We start from the raw sequence: 19813 nt of genomic DNA on the forward strand, positions 1-19813 counted from the left end.
TCAGTCCCTTCCCAGGATCGAGAGCAGGGCCTGTCGCAGCTGCTCCTCGGGGTTCTCGGGCAGGGCCGCGGAACGCCAGGCGATGTGCTTGTCGGGACGCACCAGCAGCACTCCGCTCTCCTCGACCTCACGCAGCTTGGCCCAGTCGTAGTACAGGTCGGTGACCTCGCGGCCCGGACCGATGACGACCGTCGCGAGCGGGACGCCGAGCTCCTGCGCGATCTTCTCACCGGCCTGGACCCACGCCTCGCCGGCGATGCCGGTGAGCAGCGTCCACCGGGTGTAGGGCGCCAGGTCCATCAGCGCGAGGCGGCGGCTGCTGTCGCCGACCCAGGCGTGCGGCAGATGGGAGCCGGGAACCGTGGACATCTCGTAGTAGAGGTCCGTGTCGCGGGTGGGAGCGGGCAGGGCGGACCCGTCGGACAGGACGGCCGAGGAGGCGTAGAACTGGCCGAGTTCGACGCCGTGCGCGTTGAACTCGTAGTTCTTCAGGTCCATGGCCCGTACCAGCGCGGCGCGTTTGGCGGCGCCCGCGGGGGTGTTGTCCTTGCGCTCCTCGATCGCGGCGGCCATCTCCGCCTCGGTCCGCGCGTCGAGGACACCGAGGGCCTTGAACATGTCCACGAACTCGCGGCTGGAGCGGTTGGCCCGCTTCACGATGCGTTCCGCGACGGGGGCGCGTTCGTCGGTGTAGGTGTCCAGCAGCGCCGGAGCGGCCTGGCCCCTGAGCACGGCGGCCAGTTTCCAGGCGAGGTTGTAGGCGTCCTGGACCGAGGTGTTGGAGCCGAGGCCGTTGCTCGGCGGGTGCCGGTGCACGGCGTCGCCGGCGCAGAACACCCGGCCGTCGTGCAGGCGGGTCGCGTACATCTCGTTGTTGCCCCAGAGGCTGGTGCCCGTGATCTCGACGTCCAGGTCCGGCATGCCGAGCAGGTTCCGGACGATCTGGATCGCCGCCGGCTCGTCGACGACGGGGGGCTCGTCGGCGATGTCGTAGCCCCACACGATCAGCCACTCGTTCCAGGGGCGGATCATGCGCACCAGGCCCGCGCCGATGCCTCCCACGTTCGAACCCGGCTGCAGGACCCAGTACAGGACGGAGGGCCGGTGGGAGACGTACCGGGAGATGTCCGCCTTGAAGGTGATGTTCATCGACCCGGCGATGTCCATCGCGCCCTCGAACGGCAGGCCGATGTCGGCGGCCACCTTCGAGCGGGCGCCGTCGGCGCCGATCAGGTACTTGGCGCGGATGCTGTAGCGCGCTCCGGTCAGCCGGTCGAGGACCTCGACGGTGACGCCGTCGGCGTCCTGGGTGTGGGAGAGGTACTCGGTGGAGAACCGGGTGTGGGCGCCGCGCCGCGTCGCGTTCCGTACGAGGATCGGTTCCAGGTAGGTCTGCGGGATGTCCACGGTCAGGCAGGGGGAGGCGAGCCGGTAGTCGCCCTCACGGTCGGGGCGGGTGCCCCAGGTGTGGATGCGGCCGATCTCCTCGCCGGTGATGCTCGTGCAGAACACGGTGTCCCCGACCAGGCCGTGCTCGGTGGCGTCCGCGAGGACCTGGTCCTCGACACCGAGGTCGCGGAAGACCTCCATGGCGCGCTGGTTGGTGATGTGCGCGCGGGGCGTGTTGGCCGTCCACCGGTACTTGGTGATCATGAGGGTGTCGATGCCCAGGGTCGACAGCAGCAGTGCGGCGGTGGCGCCGGCGGGCCCGGATCCCACGACGACGACCTCGGTGGTCACGAGGGAGTCGGAGGGCGGTTCGGTCTCAGGGGTCCCGTCGTTGAATTCCGGCATGTTCGTGATGGCCTTTCGTGAATCCGGCGTCATTGCCGGAGACGTCAGTGTGGGACCGGGTGGGCGGCCACGGAACGGCCCACGGCGATGTCGGCGGGAACGCCAAGGAGTGGCGGAATCGGGAAGGACGACGGGGGGGTGGGACGGGGCCGGCGGGGTGTCGGCGGGACGGGCCCGGTGGGCGGACGGGTGACGGTCCGGTGGCGGACCGACCGGCCGGTGGGCGGGTGGACCGACCGGCCGGTGGGCGCACGGGCTGTGGGACTTCCGGGTCCTGGCTCCGGAGTTCCCGGCTCCCCGCTCCCGGCGCCCGGAGCCCGGCTCCGGGACTGTGGGCAGCCGGACGGGCGGACGGCCGGGGCGTCTCAAAGACCTTTCGTCGCACCGATGTTGAGGGGATGTCAGGCCGGAGTGGGCAGGAGCGGCAGGTCGAGGCGGCCCGCGAGGTCGTCGACGGTGACGCCGAAGGTCTCGCGCACCGTGACGCCCGCCGGGGTGATGTCGAAGACCGCGAGGTCGGTGTAGACGCGGTCGACGCAGTTCAGCCCGGTCAGCGGGTAGGTGCACCGTGGGACCAGCTTGGGGACGCCGTTCTTGGTGAACAGCGTCATCATGACGAAGACCTGCCGGGCGCCGATCGCGAGGTCCATGGCTCCGCCCACGGCCGGGATGGCGTCGGGTTCGCCGGTGTGCCAGTTGGCGAGGTCCCCGGCCGAGGAGACCTGGAAGGCGCCCAGCACGCAGATGTCCAGATGGCCGCCGCGCATCATGGCGAACGAGTCGGCGTGGTGGAAGTAGGCCGCCCCGGGCGGTTCGGTGACCGGGACCTTGCCGGCGTTGGTGAGATCGAGGTCGATCTCCTCGCCCTGGGCGGCGGGGCCCATGTTGAGCATGCCGTTCTCCGTGTGGAGCACCACACCGGAGTCGGCCCGCAGGTGGTCGGCGACCAGGGTCGGCTGCCCGATGCCGAGGTTGACGTACGCGCCGTACGGAATGTCGCGGGCCACCAGGGCGGCGATACCGGACTTGCCCAGCGGGCCGCGCCCGCTCTCGGCCGTGGGTCGGTTCGGGGTCACGAGGCAGCCTCCTGCACCACGCGGTCGACATAGATGCCCGGCGTCACCACGGCCTCGGGGTCGATCGCCCCGGTGTCCACGATCTCGCGGACCTGCGCGACCACGGTGGTCGCGGCGGTGGCCATGACGGGCCCGAAGTTGCGGGCGGTCTTGCGGTAGACGAGGTTGCCCATGCGATCGGCCCGGTGGGCGCCGATCAGCGCGACATCGCCCTTGATCGGGTACTCCAGGACGTGGGTACGGCCGTCGATGACGCGGGTCTCCTTGCCCTCGGCCAGCAGGGTCCCGGCTCCGGTGGGGCAGAAGAAGGCGCCGATACCGGCGCCCGCGGCCCTGATCCGCTCGGCGAGACTGCCCTGCGGCACCACTTCCAGCTCGATCTCGCCGGCCCGGTACAGGCCGTCGAAGACGTACGAGTCGGACTGCCGGGGGAAGGAGCAGACGACCTTGCGGACCCGCCCCTTCGCCAGCAGCGCGGCCAGTCCCGTGTCACCGTTGCCCGCGTTGTTGGACACGACCGTCAGTTCCTTCGCGCCCTGGCGGATGAGCGCGTCGATCAGCTCGACCGGCATCCCGGCCATCCCGAAACCGCCGACGAGCACCGTGGAGCCGTCCTCGATCCCGGCGACCGCCTCGTCGGCGTGGGCACACACGCGCACGCTCATCGGCCCGCCCCCGTGACGTTCTCCAGGACGACGGTGAGTGCCTGGCCCACCCCGATGCAGATCCCCGCGACGCCCCATCGCTCACCGGACTCCTTCAGCCGGTGTGCCAGGGTGCCCAGGAGCCTGCCGCCGGAGGCGCCCAGCGGGTGACCGAGCGCGATGGCGCCGCCCTTGGCGTTGACGATCGCCGGGTCGATCCCCCACGCGTCCACACAGGCCAGCGCCTGCACGGCGAACGCCTCGTTGAGTTCGACCGCGGAGACGTCCGACCAGGTGATGCCGGCGCTCTTCAGGGCCCGGTTCGCGGCCTCCACCGGCGCGAAGCCGAACATCTGCGGATCCACCGCGAAGACTCCGCGGCCGGCGACGCGGGCCAGCGGAGCGACTCCGATCCGCTCCGCGGCCTCCCCGGAACCGAGCAGTACGGCCGAGGCCCCGTCACTCAGCGGCGAGGAGTTGCCCGCCGTGATCACACCGTCGGGGCGGAAGGCAGGCTTGAGCGCGGCGACTTTGTCGATCGTGGACCCGGACCTGACGCCCTCGTCACGGTCGAGGGTGCCGCCCTTCCCGTCGGTCGCGACCGGCACCACCAGATCGTCGTAGAAGCCCGCCGCCCAGGCGGCCTCGGCGAGGTTGTGGGAGCGGACGGCGAACTCGTCCTGCCGCTGCCGCGGGACGGCGAAGCGGTCGGCCAGCTGTTCGTTGGCCTCGCCCAGCGAGACCGTCCACTCCTTCGGCATCCGCTCGTTGACCAGCCGCCAGCCCAGAGCGGTCGACACGGCCGTCACGTCACCGACGGGAAAGCCGCGCTGGGGCTTGGGCAGCACCCAGGGGGCCCGGGTCATCGACTCCACGCCGCCGGTGAGGACGATGTCGGCGTCACCGGTCTCGATCGCGCGGGAGGCCATGATCGCCGCGTCCAGGGAGGAACCGCACAGCCGGTTGACGGTCGTGGCGGGGACCGAGGTGGGCAGTCCGGCCAGGAGCACGGCCATCCGCCCGACGTTGCGGTTGTCCTCGCCGGCGCCGTTGGCGTTCCCCCAGACCACGTCGTCGATGCCGGCCGGATCGAGCTCCGGCACCTTGGCCAGGACCCCGTTCACGGCGAGCGCCGCGAGGTCGTCGGGACGTACGCCGGCGAGAGCGCCGGAGAACCGTCCGAAAGGTGTTCTTGCCGCTGCGTACACGTAACTGTCGGTCACGCCTTCACGGTAGGTCGCCCGCTTCATGGCGTCCAAGACATAGTCGGGAGTGATTGATAAAGCTGTCTTATAAGCTGATGTCATGGAATTGCGTCAGGCCCGCTCCTTCCTCACGCTCGCGGAGGAGTGCCACTTCGGGCGCGCGGCGACCCGCCTGCACGTGGCCCAGCCGGCCCTTTCCCAGCAGATCAAGGCGCTGGAACGCGAGCTCGGTGTCGCCCTCTTCCACCGCTCGACCCGGCACGTGGAGCTCACCGAGGCGGGCCGCCAGCTCACCCCCTACGCCCGCACGCTGGTCACCGAGGCCGAACGCGCGCGGGTCCACATGGCCGAGCTCGCCACCGGCCGCGCCGGCCGGGTCTCCGTCGGCTTCATCGGGACCGCCACCTACGACGTCCTGCCCCGGGTCGCCCGCACGGTCCGGTCCGAGCTGCCCCACCTCACCCTCGACCTGCGCGGCGAACTGATCACCCCGCGGCTCGTGGACGGCCTGCTCACCGGCGCCTACGACCTCGCCGTGTCGCGGGCCGGCGCCTCCGGGACCGCGGCCGAGGGGCTGCACATCACGCCGCTGCGCACCGAGCCCCTGATGGCCGTGCTGCCGTCCCACCACCCCCTGGCGTCCGACCGTCCGGTCGCGCTGGGCGCGCTGGCCGACGAACCCTTCGTCATCCACCCCTCGCAGCCGCGGTCGGCGATGTACGACCGGGTCCTGTCCGCCTGCGCCCGCGCCGGTTTCCAGCCCTCGTCGCTCGTCGAGGTCGGCGAGACCGCGACCCTCGTCGTCCTCGTGGCCGCGGGGCACGGCGTGGCCCTCGTGCCGCAGTCGGTACGGAGTCTGCGGCTCGACGGCGTGACCTACGTCCCGCTCGCCGAGACGGAGACCATCGATCTCACCCTGGCCCGCCGCGCGCGGCGCGACCCGCCGGCCGTACGGCACGTCGCCTCGATCATCGAAGCGTGCGTGCGCGACTGAACGGGGTCAGAACTCCTCCGGTGTGCCGAGGCCGGTGAGGGCGCCGACCGGGTCGAGGTCGGGGGTGCCGCGCGGCCACCAGTCGTTCTGACCGGGTTCCGACTCGTAGGCGTACCAGAGACCGTCGTGGCCCAGGCGCAGTTGGGCGTGGCCGCGGGGGTGCGTGAGGCGGTTGCGCCAGGGACGGAACGCGGGGAGGTCGGCGGCGAGCAGCAGCGGACGGGCCCGGTCGAAGCGTCCCGCGGGCGGGTCCCAGGGCTCTTCGAGGACGCTCAGCCCCTCGATGCCGCCCTGCCGCCAGGCGGCGACCGCACGCGCGAGGTCGGCCGTGGTGCGGCCGGTGGCCGAGGCGAGCGAGGAGTAGAGGGCGCGGGTGGCCGCCGTGAGTCCGGAACCCGGGCGGGCCGCGGCGAGCCGGACCGCGTCCTGCCAGAGCGTCAGGTCCGCGACCGGGTCGCGGCCCGCGGTCAGCAGCGCGTGCGCGCGGGCCGCCGCGTCCGTGGCCAGCTGGTCCAGCGCGAACGGGTCGGGACCGCCCGGCGCTCCCGGGTAGGTCGGCGGCTGCTCGGGGTGCGCGGGCGCGGGCAGGGGTACCGGGAGGGGAGGCAGGCTCCGGCGGGCCAGGGCGTCCCGGGCCCGCACTCCGGGAAGCGGCGCCGGCTCCCGCTCCTGGGCGGCACGCGCGGCCCGGGCCGCGTTGCGCCGGGAGAGCCCGTCGAGCAGTTCCCGCTCGCCCCGGCCACGCAGCAGGAGCAGGACGAACGGGTCCTCGTCCAGCAGACGTGCCGTCTCGTAACAGAGCGCCGCCGCGTGTTTGCAGGGGTGTCCGTGGTCGGGGCAACTGCAGCGCGGTACGAGGTCGGCGGGGCCGGGGAGCAGGTCGACCCCGCAGTCGGCGAGCGAGCGGGGCATCTCCTTGTCGAGCAGCGCCGCGATGTGGCCGGGCCGCTCGGCGGCCGCGTCCAGGAAGCGGTCCCAGTCCTTGTCGTCCAGTGTCCGCAGGGCGACCTGGGCGCGGTAGGGACGCGGACGGCTGCCGTGCACGTACGCCAGCACCAGGCCCGGTGTGACGGTGACGGCGTCGACCCGCCCCTTGTCCGCGTAGGCCCGGCCCCGCGCCAGCCGCGCCGGGTCGAGCGCGCCCTCCTCCAGGGCGCTCACCCAGGCGTTCCCCCACCAGGTCCGCGCGAACGCCGCCGTGTCCGGACTCCGTGCCGGGAGCGCGGCGAACGTACGGCGCAGTTCTCCGTCGCGCGCCGACGACCCCATCGACCGCGGCAGCCGGGCCGCACTCCGCTCCCCCGGTCCGCCCGAGCCGTTCTCGGAGGGCGCCGGCGTCTCGGGGGGCTCCGTCGCCCCGGGGGCCGGGGTCGGCCCGGAGAGCGCGTGTGGGGTGCCGGTGCCGGCGGAGGGCTCGGTGCCGACGGGGGTGGCGGCGTCGGCGGGGGTGCGGGCGTCGGCAGGGGAGCCGGTGCCGGTCGGCGTTTCGGTGCTCGCGGGGGTCTCGGTGCCGGTCCCCGGGCGTCGGACGGTCCCCGTTCCCTGGATGGGTGTCCCGGCCGTCTCCCCCGCCTCGGCGGGCTCGGACCCTGCCGTGGTGGTGCGGGGCTCCTCCGAGGGCGCCGGCCGGTGGTCGCGTGCCGCCGTGCCGGAGTCGTCCCGGAGGGCGGCGGTACGTTCGCCCGGCGGCGGTGCGGTGCCGGGGCCGGGCCGTCGCGTCGTCCGGGGCCGGGGAGCGGTGTCGTCGGGCAGCGCGAAGGCTTCGGCGAGGAGATCCCGTACGTCCCGGGTCCGGGTGCCCGGAGCGTGGCCGCGCGGGGTCCGCCGGGCCGGGGAACCGGTCGGCGGTGTGCGGTCGGCGGAACGGCGCCGTGGCTCGGGCGCTCCGCCCTCGGCGTCCGTCCGGGCCTGCCGGGCTTCACCACGGGCGGCGCGCAGGGCCTTGCGGGCGACGTCACCCGGGCGGGTGGCGCCCTGAGCCGTACCGGTACCACCCTGGTCCGCCGGTCCGTTCGCGTCCGCCGGTCCGTTGGCGTCCGCGGGGGTGGATGGGCGTGCCGCCGAAGCTTCCTCGGGCGTCGCTGACCACGGTGTCGGCCCGGAGGCACGTTCCGCGGCAGGCTTTGCACCGGCCCCGGCACCGGCACCGGGGCCTGCACCAGCACCAGGGACGCTCCCCCGCGCGGTGGCGCGACGCAGCGCCTGACGGGCCGCGTCGCCGGGCCTGCTGCCCGGAGGGACCGGGGCGACCGGGGCGACGGGGAGCACCGGAGGTGTCCCGGGCGGCGAGCCCGGCTCCCCCTCGGCCGTCAGGTCTCTCCCCTCGCGCTCCCGCGCGGCCCGCAGGGCACGGCGGGCCGCGTCGGCGGGACGCGCGCCGTCGGTCGCGGGGCGGGACGTGCCGTCGGCACCCGCCTCTCCCGGTCCGGGCGACACGTCCGGAGCCGCCGGAACCTCCGCGCCCGCCGTCACGTCCGCCCCCGCGGGCGCATCCGGGGCCACCGGTGCGCCGGGCCCCGCGGGTACGCCGGGCCGCGCCGGTACGTCCGCCGCGCCCGGCGCGTCGGGGTTCCCCGTCGACCGGGGCCGTCCGTCCGGGCCGGTGGGCTCCGGCCGTCCCTCGTCCGTGGATGCGCTCACCCGGTCCTCCTGAGTGAGACCAGGTCCGACAGTTCGCGGTCGGTCAGCTCGGTCAGGGAGGCCTCTCCGGAGCCTAGGATCGCGTCGGCCAGCGCCCGCTTCGCTTCGAGCATCTCGGCGATGCGGTCCTCCACCGTGCCCTCGGTGATGAGGCGGTGGACCTGGACGGGCTGGGTCTGCCCGATGCGGTAGGCGCGGTCGGTGGCCTGTTCCTCGACCGCCGGGTTCCACCAGCGGTCGAAGTGGACGACATGACCGGCGCGGGTGAGGTTCAGACCGGTGCCCGCCGCCTTGAGGGAGAGCACCAGGACCGGGGTGGCACCGCTCTGGAAGCGGTCCACCATGCGTTCGCGTTCGGCGACCGGGGTGCCCCCGTGCAGCAGCTCCACCGGGACGGCGCGTGCGGCGAGGTGCGCGGTGATCAGGCGGGCCATCCCCACGTACTGGGTGAAGACCAGCGCCGAGCCGTCCTCCGCGAGCAGGGTGTCCAGCAGTTCGTCGAGCAGGGCCAGTTTCCCGGAGCGGGTGGCGGGCCCCTGGGCGGCGGTCCGCGCGTCCTCCTTCAGGAACAGCGCCGGGTGGTTGCACACCTGCTTGAGGGAGGTCAGCAGTTTGAGGACGAGGCCGCGCCGGGCGATGCCCTCGGCGGTCTCGATCGCGAGCATCGACTCACGGACCACCGCCTCGTAGAGGGAAGCCTGTTCCCGCGTCAGCGGCACCGGGTGGTCCGTCTCCGTCTTGGGCGGGAGCTCGGGGACGATCCCGGGGTCGGACTTCTTGCGGCGCAGCAGGAACGGGCGGATCAGCCGGGCCAGACGGGCCACCGCCTCCTCGTCCTCGCCGTTCTCCACGGCGCGTGCGTGGCGGGCCCGGAACGACTTCAGGGGGCCGAGCAGGCCGGGGGTCGTCCAGTCCAGCAGGGCCCACAGTTCGGAGAGGTTGTTCTCCACGGGGGTGCCGGTCAGGGCGACGCGCGCGGGGGACGGGATGGTGCGCAGGGCCTTCGCCGTCGCCGAGTAGGGGTTCTTGACGTGCTGCGCCTCGTCCGCCACGACCATGCCCCAGGCCTGCTGGGCGAGCCGGGCGGCGGCCGAGCGCATCGTGCCGTAGGTGGTGAGCACGAAGCCTCCGTCGAGGCCGTCGAGGGTGCGGTCGGGTCCGTGGAAGCGGCGGACGGGGACCCCGGGGGCGAAGCGGGTGATCTCCCGCTGCCAGTTGCCCAGCAGCGAGGCCGGGCAGACGACCAGGGTCGGTTCGGCGTGGGCCCGGCGCAGGTGCAGGGCGATCACGGTGATGGTCTTGCCCAGGCCCATGTCGTCGGCGAGGCAGCCGCCGAGGCCGAGCGAGGTCATGAGGTCCAGCCAGGCGAGGCCCCTGAGCTGGTAGTCCCGCAGGCGGGCCTGGAGGCCCGGTGGCGGCTCCACGGGGGTGACGCCGGCCGTGAGGCGGTCGCGCAGGGCCGCGAGCGCGCCGACCGGCACGGCCTCGACCGTCTCGCCGTCGACCTCCGCGGTGCCGGCGAGGGCCACGGCGAGGGCGTCGACCGGATCCAGCAGGCCCAGTTCGCGCTTGCGCGCCTTGCGCACGAGGGCCGGGTCGACCAGCACCCACTGGTCACGCAGCCGCACGACCGGGCGGTGGGCCTCGGCGAGCGCGTCCATCTCGGCCTCGGTGAGCGGGTCTCCGCCCAGCGCCAGCTGCCAGCGGAACTGGAGGAGTTCCTCGCTCTCGAAGAAACCCGTGCCGTCCGTGGCCGACCCGGGCGCGGAGCGCACCACGGCGGTCGCGCCGAGGTCGTGGGCGAGGTCCCTGGGCCAGTGCACGGCGACGCCGGCGGCGCCGAGGCGGGTCGCCGCGACGCCGAGCAGGTCGGAGAGCTCCTCCTCGAAGAGCGCGAGGACGTCGGGCACGTCCTGTTCCGAGAGGCGGTCCAGGGGTGGCCAGACGCGGGCGGCGCGGCGTACGGCGAGTGCCGCGTCGACCCGGGCACGGGGACCGAAGGCCGCGTCCGCCTCACCCGCCCACAGCGCCGCCGCGTCGACGACGAGGGTGGGGTCGGCGAGGCTGTGCACCTGGACGACGGCGGCGCCCGCGCGGCGCGCTCCCTCGCCGTCGTCGAAGAGCTGGTACGCGGAGAGGTCGAGGCGGAGCGAGATCCGTACGCCCGCGTCCATGCCCGCGGCGACCTCGGCGGCCCAGTCGTTGGCCGCCGGCAGCCGCTGCGGTGCGCGGGCCGCGAAGGGCTTCCCCGAGGTGTGGGGCGCGGCGGGGGTGCGCGGCAGGGTGTCGGCGACCGCGTCGAGGAAGGCGCGCATCAGCGCCTCCGGTTCGGGCAGCCGCAGGGGGCCCTTGCCCGGGAGGGGGACGGCGTGCCCCTCGTACGGAAGGGCGGCGGCCACCGCGCGCAGGTGCGCGACGTCGTCCGGGTCCAGCGGGCCCGCGCGCCACGCGTCGAGGCCCTCGGGGGTCAGGCCGGGCAGCAGACGGCCCCGCGCGACGAGCCGCAGCGCGTGCAGGGCGGCCGCGCCCCAGCAGGCCGTGGCGGGGTGCGCGGCACGGTCGCGGCGGGCTCCGGCGAGCAGCGGCAGGGCCTCGGCGATCGGCAGGGTGAGCGCGGGGACGGTGGCCCGGCGGACGCCCGCGCCGTGCGGTCGTACCACGGTGAGCCGGGTCGGTTCGGCGGTCGCCCCGCCCGCGCCGTCGGCCGGGGACACGGAGGGCCCGCCGCCCGGGAAGGCCGGTGGTCCCGGGTCCGGGAAGGCCGGCACCCCGGCGTCCAGGGGTTCCGCATCCAGAGGTTCCGCGTCCAGGGCTTCGGCGTCCCGGAGTCCCGCGGGCGGCGCTCCGGCGTCCGGAGCCGCCGGTCGTCCGCCGTCCGGAAGGGGCACCGGTCCTCCGTCCGGGTCCCAGAAGGCGATCCGTCCGTCACGCGGCAGGGGCGCGGGCAGGAACACGGCGGCGAGCCGCACGGGGACGGCCACGCCGGTGCTCGGGGCTGTCTCGCCCATACGTCCGGTCACCTCCCGCCCCTCGGTCGAATCGGTTGTCCTCGACTCTACGGGCGGGGTCCGACAACGGGTCCCGGCGACGGCCGCGGACCGCTCGTCACGGGACCGTGCGCGAGACGACGTACACCATGGGGAACGTCGGGTTGTCCAGGTTGACCACGACGTCCTGGGTGGGCGCCGGGTCCTTCTGTTTACGCGTGAAGCCCCACCACTGGCCCGGGACCGAGAACTTCCACCCGGTGATCTTCTGGTCGCGGGCGCCGATGGTGATGTGGTCCTTCGTCAGCGACTGCCGGTCGGCTCCGAGACTGGCGAGGAAGGTGTCCAGACCCGCGTTGGTCAGCTGGAACTGCGCGTAGAGGCGGCTGGTCTTCCAGTTGTTCGTCTCGTAGAACGCGACCTTGGCGGCCGGGTGGGGGATCTCCACCTGGTAGAGGCGGCGCTGCACCTTGGACGGCCAGCCCGCCGTGAGGCCCGTCGCCGAGTACTTCTCCTCCTTCTGCTTTCCGCTGTCGCGGCTCTGGTTGGCGGAGATCACCAGGTAGCCGGCCGGGACACCGATCAGGAGCACGATGATCAGCAGGGTCAGGGCCCGGCGGCGGAACTTGCGGCGCGGGTCCTCCGGCGGCCGTCGCGGCTCGTCCGGCGGCGCCGCCTGGCGCGGCAGCGAGGCGGTCACGGCGTGCCCTGGGTCGTACGACGGGACTCGGTGTAGCGCTCGTACCGCTCGTAGCGCTCGACCCGGCGGCGCTTGGCGCGGCGGAAGCGGCGGGCGACGAGGCGCGCGAGGTCGGCGGCCCCGACCATGCCGGCCTCGGGGCCGAGCTGGGCGCGGGCGATACGGGCCTCGGGGCGGTAGCCGCGGCCGGTGAGGTGGCGGCGGAAGGCGTCACGGGCCGGGCCGATGAGAAGGTCGTCGGCCGCGCTGACGCCGCCGCCGATGACGAAGCAGGACGGGTCGAGTGCGGCCGCCAGGTTGGCGATGCCGACGCCGAGCCACTGGCCGATGTCCTGGAGCAGCTCGATGCACATGGCGTCGCCCTCACGGGCCAGCTCGGTGATCATCGGGCCGGTGATGTCGGCGATGTTGCCCTTGACGTGCTCGATGATCCCGTACGCGACCGGGGAGTCGGCGGCGGCGAGTTCGCGGGCCTCGCGGACCAGCGCGTTGCCGGAGCTGTACTGCTCCCAGCAGCCGCGGTTGCCGCACGCGCAGCGGTGGCCGCCGGGAACCACCTGCATGTGACCGAACTCTCCCGCGACGCCGAACCTGCCGCGCCTGACCTGACCGTCCTCCAGGAGCGCGCCGCCGATGCCGGTACCGAGCGTGATCATGACGAGGTTGTCCTCGCCGCGGCCCGCGCCGAAGCGCCATTCCGCCCAGGCGGCGGTGTTGGCGTCGTTGTCGACCAGCACCGGCACGGCGAGACGGCCGGCGAGGCGGTCGCGCAGGGGTTCGTTGCGCCAGGAGAGGTGGGGGGCGAAGAGGATGCGGTTGCGCTCCGCGTCGACCCAGCCCGCCGCGCCGATGCCGACCGCGTGCACGTCGTGCCGGTCGGAGAGGTCCAGGACCAGCTCCATGATGGTGTCCTCGACCACCTTGGGGCTCTTGGACTTGTCCGGCGTCTCGGCGCGGAGCTTCTCCAGGATGTTGCCGTCGGCGTCCACGACGCCCGCCATCACCTTCGTACCGCCGATGTCGATACCGACGGTGGGGACGCGGGGCGCCGTCAGGTGGGAACGGCGCTCGCGCGTCCCGACGGTCCGCAGGACGGTGGCCCGCGCGGAGCCGCGGTGTGCGAGGTCGCGGTAGGTGCTCATCGCGCCGATTCTGCCTCACGCCGCCGGGGTTCGCTTCGCCGGGGAGGTTTGGCGGGAGCGGGGTGGGGGTGACGTGCGGTTACTTGTGGTGATGGGGGGTTACGGGGGGTGACGCGTCCGGTGCCGCGGCCCCGGACGGTGGGCCATGTGGAGGCGAGACCCGCCGGGGGTGTCACCGTGCGGGTCAGCCGTGGCCGGGCGCGCAGTTCCCCGCGCCCCCAGGGGGTGACCTGCGGCCCCGTCACAGAGTCGGGCCCGCGAGCCGTACGTCAGCCGGTCCTCGGCACCGTGCCACGGCGGACCGGGCCCGCGGCCGGCCCGGTGTCGGGGCCGGCCGGGGTGGGCTACGGCGTGCGTTCCAGTTCGTGGCGGAGGTCGTCGAGTTCGCTGCCGCCCGCCATCTGGCGGGTGAGCTCGTCGAGGGTGATCTCCTCGCGGGTGTGGCTGCCGAACATCGCACCGCGCTTGAGGAGGACGAAGCGGTCGCCCACCAGGTAGGCGTGGTGCGGGTTGTGGGTGATCAGGACGACACCCAGACCGGCGTCCCGCGCGGCGGCGACGTACTTGAGGACGACGCCGGACTGCTTCACACCGAGCGCGGCGGTGGGCTCGTCCAGGACGAGGACCTTCGCACCGAAGTACACGGCGCGGGCGATCGCCACACACTGGCGCTCACCACCGGACAGCGTGCCGATGGGCTGGTCCACGTCGCGCAGGTCGATGCCCATGCGCAGCAGTTCCGCGTGGGTGGTCCTGCGCATGAAGTCCACGTCCATGCGCTTGAAGGGCCCCGTGCCCTTCGACGGCTCGGAGCCGAGGAAGAAGTTCCGCCACACCGGCATCAGCGGGACGACGGCGAGGTCCTGGTAGACCGTGGCGATCCCGCGGTCGAGCGCCTCGCGCGGGGACGACAGCCGGGTGTCCTCGCCCTCGATGCGCAGCGTGCCCGCGTCGTGCTGGTGCAGCCCGGCGATGATCTTGATCAGAGTGGACTTGCCGGCGCCGTTGTCCCCGAGCACGCAGGAGATCTCCCCCGCGTGCACCACCAGCGAGACGCCTTCGAGAGCGCGGATGTTGCCGTAGTACTTACTGACGTCGTCGAGCTCGACGAGCGGCGTGCCCTCCGTGGGTGCCGCTTCCGTCTTCTCCGTGTCCGTCGTCATTTGGTCACCTCCGCGCGCTTGCGGACCCAGTGGTTGAGCAGGGTCGCGAGGAGCAGCATCACTCCGAGGAAGAACTTGAACCAGTCCGGGTTCCATTCGGCGAACACGATGCCCTTGCTCACCATGCCGAAGATCAGCGCGCCGACCGCCGCGCCGACCGCGGAGCCGTAGCCGCCGGTGATCAGACAGCCGCCGATGACCGCCGCGATGATGTAGATCAGCTCGTTGCCGACGCCCTCGCCGGACTGCACGACGTCGAACGAGAACAGCAGGTGCTGGCCCGAGATCCAGGCGCCGAAGGCGACGCCCATGTAGAGGCCGATCTTGGTCTTGTTGACCGGGACGCCGACCGCGCGGGCGGCCATCTCACCGCCGCCGACGGCGTAGATCCAGTTGCCGACACGGGTGCGCAGCAGGATCCAGGTGGCCACGACGACCAGGGCGAGCCACCACAGGATGGTGATCTTGAAGTCGACTCCGCCGATCGTGAACGTCGAGGCGAAGACGTCCTTGGCGGAGGAGAAGCCCTGCATGTCCGCGATCGACTTGGTGGAGACCGTGCCGCTGATCAGCTTGGTGAAGCCGAGGTTCATACCGGTCAGCATCAGGAAGGTGCCGAGCGTGATGATGAAGCTGGGCGGGTCGGTGCGGGTCAGCATGACGCCGTTGAACACGCCGATCCCGAGCGTGACGACCAGCGAGACGAGGACGCCGACCCAGACGTTCGCCGTCAGCTGGTAGCTGAGCATCGAGGAGATCAGCGCGGAGCTGGTCACCATGACGCCCGCGGAGAGGTCGAACTCGCCGCCGATCATCAGCAGCGCGACCGGTACCGCCATGATGCCGATGGTCGAGGAGGCGTACAGGACCGTGCTGAGGCTGGCGGCCCGTACGAAGCTGTCCGCGAAGATCGCGAAGAAGAGGAAGACCGCGACGGCGCCGACCACGGAGCCCAGTTCCGGGCGGCCCATGAGCTTGCGCAGCGGTGAGGTCTTGACGAGGCGCTCGTCGTCGGCCTTGGTGCCGGGCGACGGCGCGGGTGCAGGTGCGGTAGCGGTCATCGGGTCCCCCGCTTCGTGTACTCCTCCAGCGCGGCGGCCTGATCCTTGGTGATGATCTGCGGTCCGGTGAGCACCGGCTTGCCGCCGCCGAGGACATCGGCGTTGTACTTGTAGAGCCAGAGCAGGTCGACGGCCTCGTACCCCTGGAGGTAGGGCTGCTGGTCGACGGCGAAGCCGAGCGTGCCGTCCTTGAGCTCAGCGGCGACCTTCGCGTTCAGGTCGAAGGTGTCGACCTCCGCCGTGCTGCCCGCGTCCTTCCTGGCCTTGACGGCGGTGTCCGCGTAGGGGGCGCCCAGCGTGACGACCGAGTCGATGGACTTGTCCGCCTGCAGCTTGGCACCGATGGAGGACTGCACGTCCGGCATGCTGGTGCCCTGGACGTAGAGGTTCTGCACGGTGCCGTGGAAGGTCTTCTTCACGCCCGCGCAGCGCTGCTCGTGCCCCACGTTGCCCTGCTCGTGCAGGATGCACAGGGCCTTCTTGCGGCCCCGCTTGTTCAGCTCGTCGCCGACCGCCTCGCCGGCGATGGTCTCGTCCTGGCCGATGTGGGTGAGCGCGCCGAACGCCTTGGACTGCTCGGAGCCGGAGTTCACCGTGATCACGGGGATGCCGGCCTTCTCCGCGCGCGCCACGGCCGCCTTCATCGCGTCCGGCTTGGCCAGCGTGACGATGATGCCGTCGACCCGCTTGTCCACCGCGGCGTCGACCAGCTGCGCCTGCTGCTGCGCCTCGGCGTTGTGCGAGTACAGGAAGTTGATGTTGTCCTTGACGGCGGCCTGCTTGGCGCCGCTCTGCACGATGTCCCAGAACGTGTCGCCGTCGCCCGAATGGGTGACCATCGCGAAGGTCCACCTGGGCGTGTCCACCGCGGCCCTGCCCTGGGCGGACGCCGCCTTGCGGGCGTCCTCGGCCCGCTTCCCGCCGGTGCTGCTGCAGCCCGCGAGGGACGCCCCCAGCGCCCCTGCGAGCGCGATGCTTACCCAGGTCCGAGTCCGTGCCACGAGGCCGTGCCCTTCTTGCTGTGCTCCTTGGTGCGCCGGGGCCCGCGGAGCGGCCCGGCGGGCCGTTCCGTAGGCCCCGGGGGCCGGCCTCTCGCCGGCCCCAAACGCCCAAGTATCGAACACGGGGAGCATGCATCCCATCAGCGGGTCCCGCGCGCGGTGTACTTCTCGAGCTGCGGCGCGTCCTTCTCGGTGACGATGGCCGGGCCGGTGAGGACCGTCTTGCCGCCGCCGAGCACGTCGCCGTTGTTCTTGTAGAGCCACAGCATGTCGATGGCCTCGTAGCCCTGCAGGTAGGGCTGCTGGTCGACGGCGAAGCCGACCTCCTTGGCCTTGAGCCGCTTGACCACCTCGGCGTTCAGGTCGAAGGTGTCGATCTCGGCCTTGCTGCCCGCGTCGGCCTTGGCCTTGACCGCGACGGCGGCGATCGGCGCGCCCAGCGTGACGACGGCGTCGATGCCCTTGGTCGCCTGCAGCTTCGCCTCGATGGAGGACTGGCTGGCGGGGGCGTTGGTCCCGTCGACGTTGAGGTTCTCGACCGAGCCGCGGAAGGTCTTCTTCACACCGGCGCAGCGCTGCTCCAGGGAGACGTTGCCCTGTTCGTGGATGACGCAGACGGCCTTCTTGAGACCGCGTTTGTTGAGTTCGTCACCAATGGCCTCACCGGCGACCGACTCGTCCTGGCCGAAGTGCGCGAGCGCCCCGAACTGCTTCGAGAACTCGGCCCCGGAGTTGATCGTGACGACCGGGATGCCGGCCGCCTCGGCCTTGGCGAGAACGTCCTTCATCGCCTCCGGCTTGGCGAGGGTGACGACGATGCCGTCGACCTTCTTGTCGATCGCGGCCTGGACGAGCTGGGCCTGACCGTTGGCCTCCTTGTCGTTCGAGTACAGGAAGTCGACGTTGTCCTTGCCGGCCGCCGCCTTGGCACCGCTCTGGACGATGTCCCAGAAGGTGTCGCCCTCGCCGGAGTGCGTCACCATCGCGATCTTCAGTCGAGGCGTGCCGGCGGCCTTGCCGCCGCTCCCGCTGCCGCTCGCCTTGTCCTCCGAGTCCTTGCCGCCGGAGCTGCTGCACCCGGCCGCGAGCGCGATCACAGCTATCACCGCTGCTGCTGTTCGGGCTGTACGCATGGTGGGACCACCCTCTCTCCCGCCGCCCCTTTGCGGCTGAGGGGAGTTCTAGCTCCGGGTCCGCACACCAGTCAATGGGTTTGTCAGAACATTCTTACGATTGAGATTCGGCCACGCCCCCGCCGATTCCCGCGCCCACCAGGAGCTTTCCGATCACCAGCGGAATTCACCGCCCGGCGAAGATCCAAACATTCACAGCGGCGGGAGAATTCACGGCCGCCGGACATTCCTCCGCCATGCGCGGATTCGTCGTCATACACGGTTTCACCGGCATACGCGCATTCACGGACATACGCGGACCCGCGGGGACTCGGACGCGAACCGCGGGCCCACCGGCCCACGAGGACTCACAAACGTACGAGGACTCAGGGACGTACGAGGAGCTGGAACTCGAAGGAGTAGCGGGACGCGCGGTAGGTGTGGGTGCCGAACTCCACGGCCCGCCCGGTGTCGTCGAAGGTGGTGCGCTGCATGGTGAGCAGCGGGGCCCCGGCGGGCTCGCCGAGCCGCTCGCCCTCCTCCGCGGTGGCCGCACGGGCGCCGACGGACTGCCGGGCACTGTGCAGGGTGATGCCCGCGGCGCGCATCAGCCGGTACAGCCCGGTGGCCTCCATCCGGGCACTGTCCAGCTCCAGCAGGGCGGGCGGCAGGTAGTTGCAGAGGTACGCCATCGGCTCCCCGTGGGCGAGCCGCAGGCGCTCCACCCGGTGGACGTCACTGCCCTCCGCCACCCCGAGCGCGGCCGCGACCTCTGCGGACGCCGGCACGACGGTGTTGACGAGCACCCGGGTCGCCGGGCGCTGACCGGCCGCCTCCAGGTCGTCGTACAGACTGCTGAGCTCCAGTGGACGCTTGACCTGGCTGTGCACGACCTGGGTGCCGACGCCTCTGCGCCTCACCAGCAGTCCCTTGTCGACGAGGGACTGGATGGCCTGGCGCACGGTCGGCCGGGACAGACCGAGCCGTCCGGCGAGCTCGATCTCGTTGCCGAGAAGGCTGCCCGGGGTCAGGGTTCCGTGCTCGATCGCCGCCTCCAGCTGCTGCGACAGCTGGAAATACAGCGGGACCGGACTGCTGCGGTCGACGCTGAGCTGGAGCGACACGGTCGGGTCCACATCTGGTTTCGGCACGCGCCGAGCGTAGCTCCGGGAGATGTTGACGGGAAGTTGTGAAGTTCGATTGTCCGGACAAACCATTGACACGGTGACTGGTGGGCCCTCAGTTTGTTCCCATGCGCATCGGACTCATCGGAACGGGTCGTATCGGCACATTTCACGCGACCGCTCTTGATCGCCACCGGGACGTCGGCTCCCTCATCGTCACGGACGCGGACCCCGCGCGGGCCCATGAACTCGCGGACCGTCTCGGGGCCACCGCGGCACCCTCCGTGGACGAGATCTTCACCTGGGGCGTGGACGCCGTGGTCATCACCGCGGCCACCTCCGCCCACGCGGAACTGATCGGCCGGGCGGCGCGCTCCGGGCTCCCGGTGTTCTGCGAGAAGCCCATCGCCCTCGACCTGCCGGGCACGCTCGCCGCGCTCGCCGAGGTCGAGGCGGCCGGGACGGTCCTGCAACTGGGCTTCCAGCGCCGCTTCGACGCGGGGTACACGGCCGCCCGCGAGGCGGTGCGGTCGGGGCGGCTCGGCCGGCTGCACACCGTCCGCGCGATGACCTCCGACCAGTCGCCGCCGCCGGCCGCCTATCTGCCGCTGTCCGGCGGTCTCTACCGGGACTGCCTGGTCCACGACTTCGACATGCTGCGCTGGGTGACGGGGCACGAGGTCGTCGAGGTGTACGCGATGGGCTCCGACGCCGGACCCGCCATGTTCCGCGAGGCGCGGGACATCGACACCGCCGCGGCCGTCCTCACCCTCGACGACGGCACCCTCGCCACGGCGACCTCGACCCGGATGAACGGCGCAGGCTACGACGTCCGCATGGAACTGGCGGGCGACCTGGACCAGATCGGCGTCGGCCTGGACGACCGTACGCCGATCGCCTCCACCGAACCGGCCGGGCCGCCGCCCGCCGACAAGCCGTGGACCGGCTTCCTGGAGCGCTTCGGCCCCGCCTACGAAGCCGAACTCGCCGCGTTCGTCGAGGTCGTCCGAGGCGAACGCGCCAACCCGTGCGACGGCCGCGAGGCCCTGCACGCCCTGCGGATCGCGGAGGCCTGCGAGCTGTCGCGGCTGGAGCGGCGCCCGGTACGACTGGCGGAGATCCCCGCCGGGCAGGACTGAGCCCGGACCCGACGGGCCCCCGGTGGCGTCG

The 19813-nt window shown here is 72.5% G+C and carries 15 protein-coding genes; 2 read left to right on the forward strand and 13 right to left on the reverse strand.

All coding sequences use genetic code 11. The features are described from left to right. The 4 genes from OG776_RS11890 to OG776_RS11905 form a co-directional block, all read right to left on the reverse strand. On the reverse strand, nt 1-1794 hold the full coding sequence (locus tag OG776_RS11890; RefSeq protein WP_148012753.1) for an FAD-dependent oxidoreductase: 1794 nt from the start codon (nt 1792-1794) through the stop codon (nt 1-3). 401 nt (nt 1795-2195) lie between these two features. Then, nucleotides 2196-2870 carry a 3-oxoacid CoA-transferase subunit B gene (locus OG776_RS11895; protein WP_148012752.1) on the reverse strand — a complete coding sequence of 225 codons (675 nt, stop codon included), beginning with the start codon at nt 2868-2870 and terminating at the stop codon, nt 2196-2198. Next, the gene (locus tag OG776_RS11900) at nt 2867-3535 is read right to left on the reverse strand and encodes a 3-oxoacid CoA-transferase subunit A (RefSeq protein ID WP_148012751.1); all 669 of its coding nucleotides are present in this window, start codon (nt 3533-3535) and stop codon (nt 2867-2869) included. Before OG776_RS11900 ends, OG776_RS11895 begins: the two co-directional genes overlap by 4 nt. After that, nucleotides 3532-4737: a thiolase family protein gene (locus OG776_RS11905; RefSeq protein WP_148012750.1), complete on the reverse strand. Its 1206-nt coding sequence runs from the start codon at nt 4735-4737 to the stop codon at nt 3532-3534. The genes OG776_RS11900 and OG776_RS11905 overlap by 4 nt, the downstream gene beginning before the upstream one ends. Nucleotides 4738-4819: 82 nt before the next feature. On the opposite strand from OG776_RS11905, the gene OG776_RS11910 reads away from it, so the two are divergent. Then, entirely contained in the window at nt 4820-5713 is an 894-nt protein-coding gene (locus tag OG776_RS11910; protein WP_329320525.1) for a LysR family transcriptional regulator, read from the forward strand. Nucleotides 5714-5719: 6 nt separating this feature from the next. On the opposite strand, the gene OG776_RS11915 is transcribed toward OG776_RS11910, so the two are convergent. The 9 genes from OG776_RS11915 to OG776_RS11955 form a co-directional block, all read right to left on the reverse strand. Next, nucleotides 5720-8353, reverse strand: a complete 2634-nt coding sequence (locus OG776_RS11915; protein ID WP_329326410.1) for an SWIM zinc finger family protein — start codon at nt 8351-8353, stop codon at nt 5720-5722. After that, nucleotides 8350-11361 (reverse strand): DEAD/DEAH box helicase, encoded by a 3012-nt coding sequence (locus OG776_RS11920; protein ID WP_148013100.1) that lies wholly within the window; start codon nt 11359-11361, stop codon nt 8350-8352. The genes OG776_RS11915 and OG776_RS11920 overlap by 4 nt, the downstream gene beginning before the upstream one ends. Before the next feature lie 97 nt (nt 11362-11458). Next, nucleotides 11459-12040: a sugar kinase gene (locus OG776_RS11925; RefSeq protein WP_148013101.1), complete on the reverse strand. Its 582-nt coding sequence runs from the start codon at nt 12038-12040 to the stop codon at nt 11459-11461. After that, nucleotides 12037-13182: an ROK family glucokinase gene (locus OG776_RS11930; protein ID WP_148013102.1), complete on the reverse strand. Its 1146-nt coding sequence runs from the start codon at nt 13180-13182 to the stop codon at nt 12037-12039. The genes OG776_RS11925 and OG776_RS11930 overlap by 4 nt, the downstream gene beginning before the upstream one ends. Nucleotides 13183-13526: 344 nt before the next feature. Further along, nucleotides 13527-14345: an ATP-binding cassette domain-containing protein gene (locus OG776_RS11935; protein WP_148013103.1), complete on the reverse strand. Its 819-nt coding sequence runs from the start codon at nt 14343-14345 to the stop codon at nt 13527-13529. Next, nucleotides 14342-15406, reverse strand: coding sequence for an ABC transporter permease (locus OG776_RS11940; RefSeq protein WP_148013104.1), 1065 nt, complete (start codon nt 15404-15406; stop codon nt 14342-14344). Before OG776_RS11940 ends, OG776_RS11935 begins: the two co-directional genes overlap by 4 nt. Next, complete coding sequence (locus tag OG776_RS11945) at nt 15403-16407, reverse strand: sugar ABC transporter substrate-binding protein (RefSeq protein WP_148013105.1); 1005 nt, start codon at nt 16405-16407, stop codon at nt 15403-15405. The genes OG776_RS11940 and OG776_RS11945 overlap by 4 nt, the downstream gene beginning before the upstream one ends. Before the next feature lie 140 nt (nt 16408-16547). Then, nucleotides 16548-17540 (reverse strand): sugar ABC transporter substrate-binding protein, encoded by a 993-nt coding sequence (locus OG776_RS11950; protein WP_329320534.1) that lies wholly within the window; start codon nt 17538-17540, stop codon nt 16548-16550. A gap of 365 nt (nt 17541-17905) precedes the next feature. Continuing rightward, nucleotides 17906-18643 (reverse strand): GntR family transcriptional regulator, encoded by a 738-nt coding sequence (locus OG776_RS11955; RefSeq protein ID WP_148013304.1) that lies wholly within the window; start codon nt 18641-18643, stop codon nt 17906-17908. A 128-nt stretch (nt 18644-18771) separates the two neighbouring features. On the opposite strand from OG776_RS11955, the gene OG776_RS11960 reads away from it, so the two are divergent. Next, the gene (locus OG776_RS11960) at nt 18772-19782 is read left to right on the forward strand and encodes a Gfo/Idh/MocA family protein (RefSeq protein ID WP_148013107.1); all 1011 of its coding nucleotides are present in this window, start codon (nt 18772-18774) and stop codon (nt 19780-19782) included. Nucleotides 19783-19813 lie beyond the last annotated feature (31 nt).

It is taken from the genome of Streptomyces sp. NBC_01689 (assembly GCF_036250675.1).
In the GTDB taxonomy this organism is placed as follows: Bacteria; Actinomycetota; Actinomycetes; order Streptomycetales; family Streptomycetaceae; genus Streptomyces.